Genomic DNA, 15,826 nt, shown 5'->3' on the forward strand with positions numbered 1-15,826 from the left:
TTTTTTTGGGATTTGTGGACTTGGCGTTTGGAATCTGGCGAAGCGCTACCATTTCAGCGACTGCACCGACTGGCGCTGGGCGTTGCGGTGGATCTGCGTGATGGCACCGTCGGAGAGATGAATCACGCGATCGGCCATGTCGGCGATGACGGCGTTGTGCGTGATGACGACTGCGAGCGTGCCGAGATCGCGGTTCACGCGATCGATCGCGTCCAGCACGGACACGCCGGTCTTCACGTCGAGCGCGCCGGTGGGTTCGTCGCAGAGCAGCACCTCGGGCCGCTTGGCAATGGCGCGCGCGATGGCGACGCGCTGCTGTTCGCCGCCGGAGAGCTGCGAAGGAAAGTGATCCATGCGCGGGCCGAGCCCGACCAGCTGCAGCGCTTCTTCGGGCGACATCGGATCGCGCGCGATCTCGGTGATGAGCGCGACATTCTCCCGCGCGGTCAGGCTCGGGATGAGGTTGTAGAACTGAAACACGAACCCGACCGTTTCGCGGCGATAGCGCGTGAGATCGTTTTCATCGGCATGCGTCAGGTCTGCGTCGCGAAAGGTCAGGCTGCCGTCGGTCGGCACATCGAGTCCGCCGAGAATGTTCAGCAACGTCGACTTGCCGCTGCCGGAGGCGCCGAGCAGCACGACCAGTTCACTGGCAAACAGGTCGAGATCCACGCCGTTGAGGGCGCGCACCTCCACGTCGCCGGTGGCGTAGACCTTGGTGAGCCCGCGCGCGCGAAACAGCGGATCGCGCTCGGTCGCCGGGACCGGTGAGACGGGGGAGGGGGGAGTGACGGAGCCCATGGTGCTTGGTGCGCGGGACGAGGTCGGAGAGGATCAGACATTTGTCCGTTCCCCGGCGATGTCAGTGCCGAAGATGATGAGCGGTCGCCGCCGCGGTTTGGCCGACGCATCTCCTCGGTAAAAGCTGAGCCACGGACGCGAAAGCGCTCGGATGGGCGGCGCCCCGGCCAGCAGCTAAAATCAGGCGCCATGAAACGCTTTGCCCCGCTCCTCGCATTCACCCTGCTGGCCACCACCGCGTCGGCGCAGCTCTATCAGATAGAGTTCCTCCTCGAACTCGAAAAGACCGCGGTGTTCGGGGATCCGGCGTGGACGATGAACCGCATCTACCTGAATATCTATTATGAAACCGGGATGGTCGCGGCGCCCGAGCCGGCCGGCAGTCTGCAGCAAGCCTATCTGCCCGTGCACCCGACGTTGAATTACTGGGCGCTCGATGGCGGACCGAGCGTGCTGATCGACCGACTGGTGATCACCGACACCGCGCTCCTGCTCAACGCGTTCGATCCGGCGACTAATACGCGACTCGACGCCGAACTGGTGTTTCTCCACACGCCACCGCCGGGGCGGACGCTGCCGCTGTTTTCGCCGGACCACAATGCGGCGCCGAATCCGCCGGACTTCACCACGATCTTTAATCTCAACGGCCGGGCCGTGAGTACGGTGAGCTTCAGCACCGATGGCGGCTTTGGCTTTCCGCCGGGCGGGTTTCGGGCCGAGCTCAACGACACCCGTTTTTCCATCGAGCCGGCGCGGCCGCTGCCGCCTCCGATCTCGCCGGTGCCCGAGCCTTCGACTTATGCGTGGGGCGCGTTGTCGCTGCTCGGCGGACTGATGTGGGCGCGTGGGCGAACTCGGCGACGGGACAAGGTCGCTCACGCGGCGCAGGGATGATTCTGCCGCGCGCTGTTCGCGGAAAGGGATGAGCGACGGCGGCTTTGAGGTCGGCGCCGCGTGCGGAGTTGGACGCGCGCGAACGTGCGCCGCCGTGCGCACGGACCGTGCACACGGACTGTCAGGACGGGTGACCGTTTGAGAGTGCGACCGTTCGGGCTACGTCACGAACGTCGTCTAGCCCTTCCACCCCATCCCCACACCCCGCGCACGCCCATCGGCCCAGTGACCGGCCGGCTGCGTGCTCATTTCGTCCATCCTCGCACTTGCGTTGTCCTGCTCCGCCGTGGCTGCCGCATGTCCGCATGCGCTGCACCGTACGACGGTCGACCGGAATTCCTAACCATACCCCAAACCCATGAATCGGATCGTCGTTTCACTCCTTGGTCGGCGCGCGGCCAGCGTCACGTGCCTTCGGTTGTTGTTCCTGCTCCTCGGCTCGTTGCTGCCGGCCGCCGCGTTCGGCGCGTTCGGCTACACGGACAATGGCACCGGCTATGTGGTCGACACGAACGCCGGCCTCGTCTTCGAGGTGAGCAAGACCAACGGCGACATCGTCTCGATCGTCTACAACGGCACGGAATACAAATCCACCACCGGCCGCTTCTCACACATCGCCTCCGGACTTGGCTCCGCGACGACCGTCACGCCGGAGAGCGACGGCACCGGCTACGTGAAGATCACGCTGCAGACGGATCCGACGAACGGCGTCGTCTCGAGCCTCACGCATTACCTGATGGTGCGCAACGGCGAGGCGACGATCTACCTGGCGACGTTTCCCACGGCCGAGCCGAACGTGGGCGAATTGCGCTGGATCACCCGGCTCAACTCCGCGCTGCTCCCGAATGGCCCCGCTCCGTCCGATCTGCGCGGCAACACCGGCGCGATCGAGAGCTCCGACATCTTCGGCATGGCCGATGGCACCACGCGCTCGAAATACTACGGTGACGATCTCACGCGCGGCAAAGTGCGCGCGATGGACCTGACTTACATGGGCGCTACCGGCCCGGCGGTCGGCTGCTGGATGGTGTACGGGAATCGCGAGAGCGCGTCCGGCGGACCGTTCTTCCGCGACATTCAAAACCAGTGCGGCGACGACCAGGAAATCTACAACTACATGAATTCGGGCCACAATCAGACGGAGCCCTATCGGCTGAACGTCCTGCACGGCCCGTATGCGCTGGTGTTTACCAACGGCGCGGCGCCCACGCTGCCGCTCGACTTTTCGTGGATCGAACCGCTCGGTCTCACCGGCTGGGTGCCCGCCTCGGCGCGCGGCGCGGTCAGCGGCACGGCGACGGGAATCCCGGCGGGGTTCCAAGGCGTGGTCGGTTTCGCCAACAGCACCGCCCAATACTGGGCCGTGGTCGCGGCTGACGGCAGCTACACCTGCACGGGAATGAAACCCGGCACCTACACGACGACGCTCTACAAAGGCGAACTCGCCGTGGCCACGGACGCGGTTGACGTCACGGCGGGTGCGACGGCGTCGCTGAACCTCGCCTCCACCGAGGCTGCGCCGTCGGTCATCTTCCGGATCGGCGAGTGGGATGGCACGCCGCTCGAATTGCTCAACGGCCCGAACCTGACGCGGATGCATCCGCAGGATGTGCGCAACGCTTCTTGGAATCCCGGAACGTTCGTCGTGGGGCAGGACAACGCGGCCACGGATTTTCCGGCGGTGCAGTTCCGCGGCGCAAACAGCCCGAGCGTGATCGAATTCACGCTGGCGCCGAATCAGCTCGTCGACCTGACGCTGCGCATCGGCATCACGTGTGCCTACGCGAATGGCCGGCCGCAGGTGAGCGTCAACGGCGCGTGGACGTCCGCCGTGCCCGCACAATCGACGCAGCCGAACTCGCGCAGCTTCACCCTCGGAACCTATCGCGGTAACAACTGGCTGTTCACTTACACGATTCCCGCGAGTGCGCTGGTGGCCGGCACGAACACGCTGTCGATCAACCCGGCCAGCGGCTCGACCGATCTCGGTACCTGGCTCAGCGCCGGCTGGGCTTACGATGCGGTCGAACTCGAAGGGCCGATCGCCGCGCCGGCGATCTCCTATGTCGGGGGCGATCCGCTGGTGATCAGCGGCACCGCGGAACCGGGCCGAAACATCGCGTTGTTCGTGGATGGCGCGACGCCGGCCGGCACCGCCGTCGCGTCGGCCGCCGGAGTGTGGGCCATCACCTATGGCACGCCGCTCGCTCCGGGCGCGCACAACTTCACCGCCGTCGCCAGCGACAACGCGGGCCACAGCAGTCCGGCGTCGGCCGCGTATGCGCTGAACACCGCAGTCGCGATGCCGGCGGATCTGGCGGCTACGGGCGACTCCGGAGCGTTTGGCAGCGGCGACACCACCGCGGATCGAACGTTCACCTTGAGCGGCACGGCGGGCGCGGGCGACACGGTGACGATCACTCGGCTTGGGTTCGGCGTGATCGGAACCGTGACGGCCGACGCCGCGGGACACTGGACGTTCGATTACACCGGCGTGGCTTTGCCCGAGGGCGTGAACAGCTTCTATGCCACGGCCTCGAATGTGAGCGGCACGGGCGCGTCCTCGGCGATCTTCACGCTCAACATCGCGGGTGAAGCGGCGGTGACGATCCTGCGGCAAGCGCCATTGACCGACACCGTGGTGGCGGGCGCGGGCGACGTCGTTTTCCGCGTCACGTTCCGCGATAGCGTGAGCGGCGTCACGCCGGGCGCTTTCGTGCTGACGACCAGTGGCTCGGCCACCGGAACGATCGCCAGCGTGTCCGCTTCGAGCGGTGAGGTGATCGATGTGACGGTGACCGGACTCGCCGGCACGGGCATGCTGCGCCTCGATCTGAAGACGGCGAGCGGCATCGTCGATGGCGGCGGCAATCCGGTGCCGGGCTACCACGCCGGTGAAACCTACACGCTCGTGCTGCCGACGACCGGCAACGGCACCTGGATCAATCCGACAAGCGGAGGTTTCTGGAGCAATCCGTCAAACTGGCAGAATGCGGTGATCGCCGATGGCGCGGCGAACGGAGCCGACTTCAGCACGCTCGATCTACTGGCCGACAACGCCGTGCACCTCGACTCGCCGCGGACACTCAACCGCGTGATTCTGGGCGATCTCGATCCCGCCACCGTGGCGAGCTGGACGATCGACAACAACGGCGTCGCCGCGAACACGCTCACGCTCGCGGGCGCTTCGCCGACGATCACGGTCAACGCGCTCGGCACCGGTGCGAACGCGACGGTGGCCACGCGACTCGCTGGCAGCGGCGGCCTGACGAAGACAGGCGCCGGCACGCTCGTGCTTACCGCGCAAAACGCGCTGACCGGTGCACTCACCGTGAGTGGCGGCGTATTGCAGCTCCCTGCGGGCGGCGCGCTCGACGTCGGCAACAACGCCGTCAACCTCGCGCTGAACACGCGGCTCAACGTCACCGGGGGTGCGTTCGCCGCCGGAGGATTGGTGACCGCGGTCACCAGTCAGGTGGTGATCGACAGCGGCACGGCCACGTTCGGCAGCTTCCGCACGAATTCCGATTTCAGCGGCACCCTGCGCGTCAACGGCGGCGAACTCACGGTGGGCGACGTCAACATCCGCCGCAACAGCGCTGGCTCGGTCGATTTCAACTCCGGGTTCATCGTCGCCGGCGGCACGGCGAACGTCGGCACGATCTGGGTGGGCAATCACAACTCGAACGGCGCGATGTCCGTCCAAGGCGGCGCCCTCACCGCGACCGGCGCGGTCACGGTCGGCAACAATGCCGGCTCGACGCGTGGCGGCGGACTGCGCGTGCTCAGCGGCACGTTCACCGCGACCGATGCATCGAGCGGCGTGATTCTCACGCGCGCATCGGGCAACGCCACCTCGGCGACGTTTACGGGCGGCGTGAGCACGCTCGAGAAACTCACGCTCGGGTTCGACTCCGCCGTGGTCGCCGGTTCCGCGACCGTGACACTCAACGGCGGCGCGCTTTATCTGGGCAGCGGTGGAATCGTGAAGAACGCCGGCGGCACGTTTGCGACGAACCTCAACTTCAGCAGCGGCACGCTGGGCGCCAAGGCGAGTTGGTCCACCGCGTTGCCGGTCAACCTGCCGAGTGGCGGCAACGTCACGATCAAGGCGGCGAGCCCGGCCGACGAGCCGTTCGACATCACGCTCGGCGGCGTGCTCGGCGGCGCTGGCGGATTGACCAAGACCGGCGCGGGCACGCTGCAACTGACGGCGAGCAACACCTACGCTGGCGCGACGGTCGTGAACGGAGGCGTGCTCCGGGTCGACGGCAGCCTGAATGCGAGCGCGAATGGCGTAGCCGTGAACTCCGCCGGCACGCTGGCCGGCACCGGCACGATCGGCCGGACGATCGCGCTCAACGACGGCGGCGCAGTCGCGCCCGCCGGCGTCGGGGCGATCGGCACGCTCACGGGCGCCGACGCCACGTGGAACGGCGGCGGCTTGCTCGCGGTGGATCTCGGCGCCGCAGGCGCGTCCGACCAGCTCGTGCTGAGCGGCGCGCTGACGAAGGGCACCGATGGCAGCTACGCGCTCGCGTTGAACGCGGCTGCGCCGCTCGCGCACGCCGATCAGTTCATCGTGGCGACGTTCGGCTCGAGCACGTTTGGCCCCAACGAAATCACCGCCACCGGTCTGCCTGATGGCTATGCCGCGCGCGCGATCCTCGCGGGAGGAACGCTGCGCGTGATCATCGTTGAGCGGCCGGTCATCACAAGCGCGGCGACGGCGGATGGGGTGTTCGGCGCGCCGTTCAGCTATGCGATCACGGCGAGCCACGAACCGACCAGCTACGGCGCGAGCGGATTGCCCGCGGGGCTGGCGATCGACGTGGAGACCGGCGTCATTTCCGGCACGCCTGCGGCGGCGGGCATTTACCCGCTGTTGGTCACGGCGACCAATCTCGCCGGCACCGCCACGAGCGCGGTCGAGGTGACCATCGCGCCGGCGCCGGCGGACGTCGCGTTCGGCGGCGCACCCGGCGCGCCGGTGCGGCTGGCGTACGATGGCACGCCCCGGATCCCGGCGGTCACGACGACTCCGGCCGGACTGCCGGTGACGTTTACCTACAACGGCAGCGCCACGCCGCCGACGCTACCCGGCACGTATGCCGTGGTCGCGACCGTGAGCGATCCGAACTACGCGGGCACGGCGGAGGGCACGCTGGTGATCACCATCACCGCGCTCGTGCGGCATGCGCCGGTGCTCAACGGCGATCTCGACGGCTCGCTGCAGTTGCTCAGCGGCGAAAGCTTCACGATCAACGGCAACAGCTATGTCGCGGGCGATCTGCTCGTGCCCGGCACGCCCACCGTGCGACTCAACGGTCATCCGCTGCTCGCCGGCACGGAGGACGGCGACGGTGCGCCAACTCCGACGAACTATACGATCACGCTCAACGGCAACGCCGCGGTGCGCTACATCGTGCGTCGGGTGGATCCGATTCCGCTGCCGGTGGTGGTGGCGCCAGCGGCGCCGAGCGGCACGCGGGATGTGTTCGTGAACCGCGCGGGTCAGGACGTGGGCGATTTCGCCACGGTGCGAAACCTCACGCTCAACGGCAATGTCGGGCCGGTCGCGGTGCCGGCGGGCGTCTATGGGCAGCTGACGGTGAACGGCGGCGCGAGCCTTGTGCTCGGCGTTGAAGGCGCAACGGATCCGGCGGTGTATGAGTTCCAGCGGCTCACGCTGAACGGCAACGCGTCGTTGCAGGTGCGCGGCCCGGTAATCGTCCGACTCGCCAATAGCGTCATCCTGAACGGTCCGGCCGGCGCGCCGGCGCAGCCGGAGTGGCTCACGCTGGAGATCTTCAGCGGCGGGCTGACGCTGAACGGCACGGCGTCGCTCCACGGCATCGTGACCGCGCCCAATGGCACGGTGATCATCAACGGCAACACGACGCTCCGCGGCCGCGTGAGCGCCGACCGGCTGACACTCAACGGCAACGGCCTGCTGGAGGAACCGTAATCGGCTGAAGCGACGCGCCGGTTTACCGGCGCAATGATCCCACGACCGCGGCGGCTTTGATCCGCCGCCGCGGTCCGGATGGGCGCGACCTTATGCGCCGCGCGCTGATCATCAGCGCGGTGTCCGAATGACGGCGACGCCGCGGGGCGGGAGCGTGAGCTCGTCACGCACGTCGCGATCGGCCACGAGGTCGCGGCCGCGCGGGAGCCCCGTGACGTACTGCGGCTGCTCGGTGTGGTTGATCAGAAACCAGAGCGCGCGGTCGTCGGCCTCGCGACGGACGACCTCGACACCCGCGGGCGCACCAGCGAGCGCCGGAAGCACATGCGCGAGCTTGGCTAACTCCGGCACGAGTGCACCGCCCACGGCGCCGTTCAGATACGTGCCCACATACACCACGGCGCCCTTGCCGAGCCGATGCAGCGTCGCGGCGGGGGTGCCGGTCTGATGACGCGTGGCCCAACGCAGCCAGACCTCGGTGCCGTCGTCAGGCGCGAGCTGTTCATACCATTCGCGCGAAAGCACGCGCTTGCCAGCGATCTCGAGCTCGAGCGGACGCTGCTCTGGCGCGTTTTGCCGGCCATACTCGACGACCGTCGCGCCGACCAGCGGACGCAGCACGCCGGGCAGAAGATCGGTGGTCACGTTGTTGTCGGCGTCCTTCGTGCCGGCACGAGCGCCGATTACCAGCACGCCGCCGTCGCGGACCCACGACTCGAGCTGCGGGAGCCACGCGGTATCGATGATCGTGAAATGCGGAATGATATAGAGCTTCAGCCCGCGGAGCGTGTCGCCCGGATGCACGGCGCCGACGCGATAACCGGCACGCCAGAAGTGTCCGTGGAGCTCCGCCGCGACCTGGTCGGGTGCCGGGAGATTGAAATGCAGCGCCTCGTGCGCGTTGGTGTTGTCGAAATCAGTGGCGGCGATCGCGGTGTCGATCGCCACATGCGTGCCGAGCAGCGCGGGGCCGACACGGGCGAGCTCGGCCCCGACTTGCGCGACCTCGGCGTAGCGGCGACGCGGAACGTTGTCGTGGTCGAGCACGCCACACCAGTATTCCTCCGCGCCGAAGCGCGCGGTGCGCCAGCGGAACAGCAGCACGCTGTCCGCGCCATGCGCGAAGCTGGTGTAGAGCATCCGGCGCAATTCGCCGGGCTCGGGGTTGTCGTGAAAATAATCGGTCTGGCCGCCCGGTCCGCTCTGGTGCTCCGGCACGAAGAAGTTGCCGGTCCACGCACGCGCCGCATCGAGCGCCCAGGCCTGCGTGGCGCCGCGTTGCCGCGGGTCCCACGTAAACATCGGGTAGACGTCGCAGCCGAGCACGTCGAGGTCGCGGCCGAATTGTCCACGGTAGTCGACCAGCCGGAACATGCCGTTGTGTGTGATCCACCAACGCGGTTGCGCGGCGCGGAGAATCTCGACCTGGTCGTGCTGGAATCGCGCGACGGTCCACGCGATGAACCGCGTATAGTCGAGGCGATGTGCGGGATTCAGGTGCGTGGGCTGTCCGGCGGCCGGGAGCGGAACATCCTCGAAGCGCGCGTAGGTCTGCGCCCAGAACGCGGTGCCCCACGCACGATTCAGCGCGGCGATGTCGTCGTGAAACTTTTCGCGGAGAAATCCGATCCACGCCTGGGCGGCGCCGGCGGAATAGTCCTCGGAGAAATGGCAGTTGAACTCGTTGTCGGTCTGCCAGCCGATCACGTTCGGGTTGTTGGCGAAATGCTCGGCCATCGCGCGGGTGATCTTGCGCGAGTAGTCGCGGTAAACGTCGCTCGCCGTGCTGGCGTGCTGGCGCGAGCCGTGGCGTTGCACGACGCCTCGCGCGTCGACGCGCAGGATCTCCGGATGGCTGAGCGACAGCCAGCGCGGCGGCGCGGCAGTGGGGGTGCACAGGATCGTGCGAATGCCCTTGGCGCCGAGCCGGGCGATCGCGTCGTCGAAGAAAGAGAAATCGTAGCGACCTTCCTCGGGCTCCATGAGGTCCCACGCGAATTCGGCCATGCGCACGGTGTTCATGCCCGCGGCGAGCATGCGCTCGGCGTCCTGATCGAGCGTGGCGAGTTCGCCGTGCTCGGGATAATAGGCGACGCCCCAGTGAAACTCCTGGAAGGTTGAGGTGCGCAGATGCGAAGGCGGGCGATTGGCGCTGGGAGCCAAACCGGGCTGACCAGAGGGATTTGCTGCCGGCAGCGAGCTGGCAAGAGCGAGCGCGGTCATGATGGGGAGAAAGCGGGGGAGCATGGGACGGGGTGTAGCGATGCGCACAGTGTCGGACACCGAAGCGGGTTGAACAACCCGGAAATCCCGAGCCGACGAGAGCGGCGAAACCGTGTTCTCCTGGGCCGGGATGGCCCTCAACGCTGCGGTGGTGTTGATGTCGCCGGCGCCCAGTTGAGGCCGGCCCAGGGAACGCGCGGCGATACCAACGGCGTCACAGTTTGTTAGTTACACGGGAACAGAAAAGCGACTAGCGTGAGAGGTCTCTTTGCTCGTGCCATGAATATTATCCTGCGGTTCGTCGACGGCTGCGCCGTCGCTTTCGTAGCTGCCGCGCGGCGTTGGTCGCGTAGCTTGGCCCCGATGGCCTCAGCGCTGCTGGCCGCGGTGCTCATCTGTGGCGCGGCGTGCACGGCCACGCGGGCCGCCGAGCGCGGAGGCGGACAAATCCACGCGCGGATTGTCGACGACGCCACCGGCGCGACCGTGGCCGCGCGCGTGGCGCTAACGGACGGGTCCGGCAAAGCCGTCGAAGTCGCGGGCGAGCATCCCCACGTGGATTGTCTGAACAAACGCTGGTGCTATGTCGGAGGCGAATTCACCGCGGTGCTTCCGTCCGGAGACGTGATGCTCGAGATCCGGCGCGGGATCGAGACGCGTCCTTTCGTGGCAACATTGCGCGCGAACTCTCGAGGACCGGCGCCCGAGAAAACCTTCCGGCTTCAGCGTTGGTTCGACCGGCGGAAAGCAGGCTTCGTGGCCGGCGACATTCACGCGCACCTGCCGGTGCCGGCCGAAGCGCGGTTTCACATGGAGGTCGAAGACCTCGACACGCAGGTGCTGTTGCACATGGCGGACTCGGTTTCGGAATTGCCGACGAACGCGCTGTTCACCGGCAAACTGGACGAGCATTCGACGCCGGAGCAGCAAATCTTCGTCGGACAGGAAGTCCGCGAGTGGCACATGGGCCACCTGACGCTGCTCGGCTTGAAGGAACTCGTGCCGGGCTATCCCGACATGGGCGGCGGCCTCGAATACTGGCGCAGCGTGCCGCACCTTGACCTGACGCCGGCGGCTCGCGCCACGCGCGCGCAAGGGGGCATGATCGCATGGTCGCATCTTTGTTCGCTGCCGGGCGCGGAGTCGCCGGTGCTGGCAGCGCTTGGGTTGCTCGATGCGATCGAACTCGTGACTTGGAACGATCCCACGACGCTGCCGAATCATCTGGCGCCGTGGCAGGAGTCGGGATTCTCGCAGGCGGAGTTTCCGGTGATGCGGGCGCTGGACCTCTACTACACGTTATTGAATGCGGGATTCCGGCTGCCGGTGGCGGCGGGAACCGACAAGTTTTTTGAGGACATTCCGCTCGGGAGCAATCGCACCTATGCGCATACCGGGAGCGTGACGGGATTCGATGCTTGGTTGGCGGCGATCAAAGCGGGTCGGAGCTTCGTGACGAACGGGCCTATTCTCGAATTCGAAGTCGATAATCACAGGTCAGGCGATGTGATCGAATTCAATGGAAGCCGGCAGGTGCGGGTGCGCGCGAAAGCGAGATCGATCCTGCCGTTTGCGATGATCGAGATCATCCACAACGGACGCTCCGTGGCGCATCGCACGGTCTACGGACTCGAACCGGTCGATGGGCTCTACACGATGGAAGTCGATACCGCGGTGAGGATCGACGAGAGTTCGTGGCTCGCGGCGCGCGTGGCGGAGCATCCCGACATTCGGCGGCCCATCCTGCCGCGTGGGCTCTCGGTGTTCGCGCATACCAGTCCGATCTATTTTCTCGACCACGGGAAGCCGGTGCGCGAGGGCGCGTCGATCGCTTATCTGCAGAAGTATGTGCGCGGGCTGTTGCACTGGCTCGACGGCCAGCCGGATTTCCTGCGCGCCTCCGATCGCGCGGCGGCGCGGGAGGCGGCGGAGCAGGCGTTGGCGTACTACGAGCGGTTGTAGCCGGTTGATTGCGGCCGGGCCGCGCGGTGATTCGCCTCGCCGCGCGACCGCTCCCTGGACTACAACGCCGGTGCCATGAAGACCGAGGTGCCGGCTGAGATCAAAGCGACGTTGCCGCCGAGTTTCTGGGGCAAGGTGCTGGGCATGACGCCCGTGGTGATGACCGTAATCGCGACCTTGCTCGCCGGCCTGGCGAGCAGCGAGATGACGAAGGCGCAATATCAACGCGCGCTCGGCGCGCAGCAGCAGGCGAAGGCCGGCGACCAGTGGGGCTTTTTCCAGGCGAAGCGGCTGCGCGGAGCGATCCAGTCCGGCACGCTCGACGTGATGCAGCTGACCACGCGCGAAAACGCGATCGACGAAGCCGGGCTGCGCGCGCTCGCCGCGACGCTGCCGAAACCGGAGCCGAGCCAGCAGGCGTTGAACTATCTCCTCGCGGGACGGCTGCCGGAGTTCGCCGCGGCTCCGGCGTTCTCGGAGCAGGTGCAGGCCGCGCTGGCGGCGCTCGACGGCGACCTGACCGATCCGGTGGAGAAACAGCGGATCGACGCGCCAAAGCCAAAGGAAGTGGCCGCGGCACTGAAGACAGCGCAGGAACACGCGCGGGCGTTCGACCGATTGATGCAGCCGATCGTCGACGGCGGCGATGCGCTCGGCGAGTTGCTGGAGCCCACAACCACGCAGCATCCGGAGCTGGGCCGCGATTTCGCGGTGTTGCGGCTGCGCTATTCGTCGATGCGCTACGATGCCGAGGCGCGGCTGAACCAGCGGATTGCCGTGCTCCACGAATTGCAGGTGCGGCAGAGCAATCTCGCGGCGGAGCGGCATCACCGGCGCAGCACGCGCTTCTTCTTCGGCATGCTCGGCGCGCAGGCGGCGGTGATCATCGCGACGCTGGCGATGGCGGCGCGAGCGCGGAACCTGCTCTGGTCGCTGGCGGCAGCGGCGGGCGTCGGCGCGCTGCTTTTTGCGGGCTACGTTTTTTTGTTCATCTAGGCGAATGTTTCAGTAACCACGAAACACACGAAAAACACGAAACACGGAGCGGATTTGACCGTAGCTCCGGTGCGCGTGGGCGGAGGGCGCGGATGGCGGCGCAAGGCGTCAGGGCTGAGGCACGAGCACCGCGATGGTCGCGAATAGCACAAGATTGTAGAGCGCGTGCATGCTGCAGGTCATCCAGAGGGCCGAGCGGAATGACTGCGTCCGCCAGTGCGTGTAGGTGAACGAAAGATAAAACCCACCGACGAGCCCGGCGACGAGAGCCGAGCCCAATCCATTTACCAAGTGGGCGACGGCAAACATCAGCCAGCCGGCCAGCAACTGGGCGCGAAATCCGCCATCGAAAATCCGGACCGCTCCGACCGGGAGCGCTTGCAGGAGGAGCGTTTCGAAAAACGGCGCGAGCACCACCATCTCGACGAACCGTCGCACCATCCCCATCGCGCGGAGGTCCGTCCGGTGCGGGAGATCGAAGAGCAGGTTGAGGAGGATTGCCATCAGAACGGCAGCAGCCAACGACTCGAGCGTCACTCGCCACAGGAAGCTCCCGCGGCTTCGTTGTCGGTGCGCCGCGAAGTGAGCGAGTACGCGGGTCTTGATCCTGGTCCACCGGCTGCTGATTCGCGAGGTTGGCATCGGCGACGGGTCGAGGTCTACCGGGCAGCCGGGCGTCGCCGAAGATTGGTGGTGAGGTTCGGGCGTAGTCACTTCGCGGCGGCGGCGGACGTATTCGATCCGAGTAGTTCCGCAGCGGCGATTGGGTTTGCCTGGGCGAAAGCATCCCAACACGCCGTGAGCGCGCGGAGCGCGGTGTTTGGGTCGTGGCCGGGAAACGTGTAGCGAACCTTCAGGAACTTGTCGTGATAACCGGTCATCACCGTGACGGAGATGTTCGCGGTTTTGTCCACGGTGATCCGGTGCACCGCGAGCTGAGCGATCGGCTCCGGTCGGTCGCTATTCCGAATGTCTGCGGTGCTGACGATCGGCTCGACGACGCCCTTGCGTTCCTTCCAGCCCGGCGCGATGAGGGAGACGACCTCGGCCATCTCGGCGCGCACTACGTCGGAGCCTCCGCCGGTCGGGATCGCGGGCAGGCCCTTGTCGTAGATGTAGCACGTGAGGGCGCCCTCGGCGCCGGTGTTTGAACGATACGTGACCGAATAACCCAGCGCGGCAGGTTCGAAGCGCCGGACACCGCGAAAGACGCAGCCGGGCAGCCGGCCGGGGAAAACTAATCCGAGGCCTTGGTCTTCGTGTCCGATTTCCTCGACTTGGTCTGGCGTGGTCGCGACAAGAGGTGGAAGTGGCGGTGACGGCGCGGACGGTTCGGACGGGGAGCCCCTTCCAGAGGGCAAAGGAGTTCTCGATTCGGTGCCAGCGGGCGGCGCTCCGGCTTCGGGCCGCAGCGGTGTCGTCGGTAGGGCGGCGCTGTTCAACTGCACGTCACGGGCGTGTTGCTCGAGTCGGCCGTCCTGCTGCAACTGCGCGAGGTGCTCCAGCGACGGGACGATGAACGGACGCTTTTCCTGGATCCGGCGGTACGCCGCGATGACGGCGAGCCAGCCGGGGTAAGGATCATCGCCGGGCTGTCCGCGGGCGAGTTGAGCCTTCGCATTCCCGGCGAAATAGACCGCCAGCAGCATGGCCCGCGCGGCGTCGTCGAACTCGTTTCGGTCATGCTCCTCCGTCACCCAAGGTGCGGTGTCGGGGCCGAGCGTGAAGCGCACGTCTTCGCTCGTCGCGGCGAAATCCGCGATCACGCTGGCTGCCTGACTGGCCTCGTCGGAGAAAACGTCCTTTTCCAAGGCGGCGATCGCACGTTGCGCTTCATCGCGCGTGGTTGCGCCGCAAGCGACGCCGCTGAGCCAAATCACGCAAACGCAGACGAGCCGGAGCGACCTCATGCGGATATACAAGCGAAGGCGGAAGCGGCGCCAAGCGCGGAAGCGGCGAACGGAATAGGGCACCGGCACGAACGCGGTTGCGTGGAGAGAAAACTATCCGACACGACGCCTTTCCGTGTTCGCCCACACGAGTCTCCGGCCTGCTCCCTGCAGGACGGACGGCGATTCGCGGAGCGGTCTCGCGCGTTTACCTCCGGAAATCCGTGCGTGGTGTGTTACACTGGTCGACTGCCAGCCGGAGCTCGCCCGCGAGAAGAGCCTCGACGGTCGGGACCCGCGGAGGCAGGGACTGACCATCTGCGAATGAACCTAGGCGGGACGTCGCCTGGCGATCATAAGGGGCACGCTTCGTGGTGCCGTACTGACCGCCGGCGATGCGCGATCACACCTAGAACGAGCAGAAGGACCGCGGCGGCGCCGTAGGTCGCCGGCTCCGGGACGGCGGAGATGATGGGTGAGATGGTTCCGCCACCCACGTGACCATAGCCGCCGCCGTCGTTCAGGTGCGGAATGTCGAAAAAGCTGCGCCCGGCCGAAAGAAAGTACGAGTTGACCATCTCATCGCCCCCGCCGTCAGACAGGGGAGGGAGCGGTTCGGACGGCCACTTGCCAAACGGTTGGAAGGTGTCGGCGAAACTCAGGTACATTTGGAATTCCTCGGTTCGTTGGCCGGGAGGTTGATCCGCGTACTGGATGACGAATGATTGACCGCCAGCGCGCACCCAGGGCAACGGACGAGTGACCACGATGGTGCCGAGATCGTAATCCAGATCGAAGGTCAACTGCCAGTAGGCGTCCGCTGCGTTCGGGAACCGATAGATTTCCTCCTCCTGGCTCCAGTCACGGACCGCACCGAACGGATTGTAGAAAACGTCGATCGTGGAAAGGCTGCCACCGGCGTGGTCCCAAGGAATGCCCGCCGTGTCCGCGTGGAGATTGAGAACACCGCCAGCGTGGAATTGGAGGTGCACGAGTTGTGCCCGCGACAACGACGTGGTGATTCCGAGCAGCACCGCACAGCAGAGAAGGGCAGGTCGAAAGCTCATGCAGCACGGTAGCCGAAACGAAACCC

The 15,826-nt window shown here is 66.6% G+C and carries 9 protein-coding genes; 4 read left to right on the forward strand and 5 right to left on the reverse strand.

Features of this window, described 5'->3' with window-relative positions; genetic code table 11:
* Positions 1-45 precede the first annotated feature (45 nt).
* The gene (locus OTER_RS11170) at positions 46-801 is read right to left on the reverse strand and encodes an ABC transporter ATP-binding protein (RefSeq protein ID WP_012375026.1); all 756 of its coding nucleotides are present in this window, start codon (positions 799-801) and stop codon (positions 46-48) included.
* Positions 802-990: 189 nt separating this feature from the next.
* Between OTER_RS11170 and OTER_RS11175 the strand changes: the two genes are divergently transcribed.
* Both OTER_RS11175 and OTER_RS24115 read left to right on the forward strand, forming a co-directional pair.
* Positions 991-1,695, forward strand: a complete 705-nt coding sequence (locus OTER_RS11175; protein WP_012375027.1) for a hypothetical protein — start codon at positions 991-993, stop codon at positions 1,693-1,695.
* A gap of 358 nt (positions 1,696-2,053) precedes the next feature.
* The gene (locus OTER_RS24115; protein WP_012375028.1) at positions 2,054-7,663 is read left to right on the forward strand and encodes a rhamnogalacturonan lyase B N-terminal domain-containing protein; all 5,610 of its coding nucleotides are present in this window, start codon (positions 2,054-2,056) and stop codon (positions 7,661-7,663) included.
* Positions 7,664-7,774: 111 nt separating this feature from the next.
* On the opposite strand, the gene OTER_RS11185 is transcribed toward OTER_RS24115, so the two are convergent.
* Positions 7,775-9,886 carry a beta-galactosidase gene (locus OTER_RS11185; RefSeq protein WP_052300365.1) on the reverse strand — a complete coding sequence of 704 codons (2,112 nt, stop codon included), beginning with the start codon at positions 9,884-9,886 and terminating at the stop codon, positions 7,775-7,777.
* Positions 9,887-10,165: 279 nt separating this feature from the next.
* On the opposite strand from OTER_RS11185, the gene OTER_RS11190 reads away from it, so the two are divergent.
* Positions 10,166-11,848 carry a CehA/McbA family metallohydrolase gene (locus OTER_RS11190; RefSeq protein ID WP_044891715.1) on the forward strand — a complete coding sequence of 561 codons (1,683 nt, stop codon included), beginning with the start codon at positions 10,166-10,168 and terminating at the stop codon, positions 11,846-11,848.
* 75 nt (positions 11,849-11,923) lie between these two features.
* Positions 11,924-12,844 (forward strand): hypothetical protein, encoded by a 921-nt coding sequence (locus tag OTER_RS11195; protein ID WP_012375031.1) that lies wholly within the window; start codon positions 11,924-11,926, stop codon positions 12,842-12,844.
* 108 nt (positions 12,845-12,952) lie between these two features.
* Here the strand turns inward: OTER_RS11195 and OTER_RS11200 are convergent, their stop codons facing one another.
* The 3 genes from OTER_RS11200 to OTER_RS11210 form a co-directional block, all read right to left on the reverse strand.
* Positions 12,953-13,348 (reverse strand): CPBP family glutamic-type intramembrane protease, encoded by a 396-nt coding sequence (locus tag OTER_RS11200; protein WP_012375032.1) that lies wholly within the window; start codon positions 13,346-13,348, stop codon positions 12,953-12,955.
* A 206-nt stretch (positions 13,349-13,554) separates the two neighbouring features.
* The gene (locus OTER_RS11205; RefSeq protein ID WP_012375033.1) at positions 13,555-14,754 is read right to left on the reverse strand and encodes a hypothetical protein; all 1,200 of its coding nucleotides are present in this window, start codon (positions 14,752-14,754) and stop codon (positions 13,555-13,557) included.
* A 332-nt stretch (positions 14,755-15,086) separates the two neighbouring features.
* Complete coding sequence (locus OTER_RS11210) at positions 15,087-15,800, reverse strand: hypothetical protein (RefSeq protein ID WP_012375034.1); 714 nt, start codon at positions 15,798-15,800, stop codon at positions 15,087-15,089.
* Between the last annotated feature and the right edge of the window lie 26 nt (positions 15,801-15,826).

It is taken from the genome of Opitutus terrae PB90-1, from assembly GCF_000019965.1.
Classification (GTDB): Bacteria; Verrucomicrobiota; Verrucomicrobiia; order Opitutales; family Opitutaceae; genus Opitutus; species Opitutus terrae.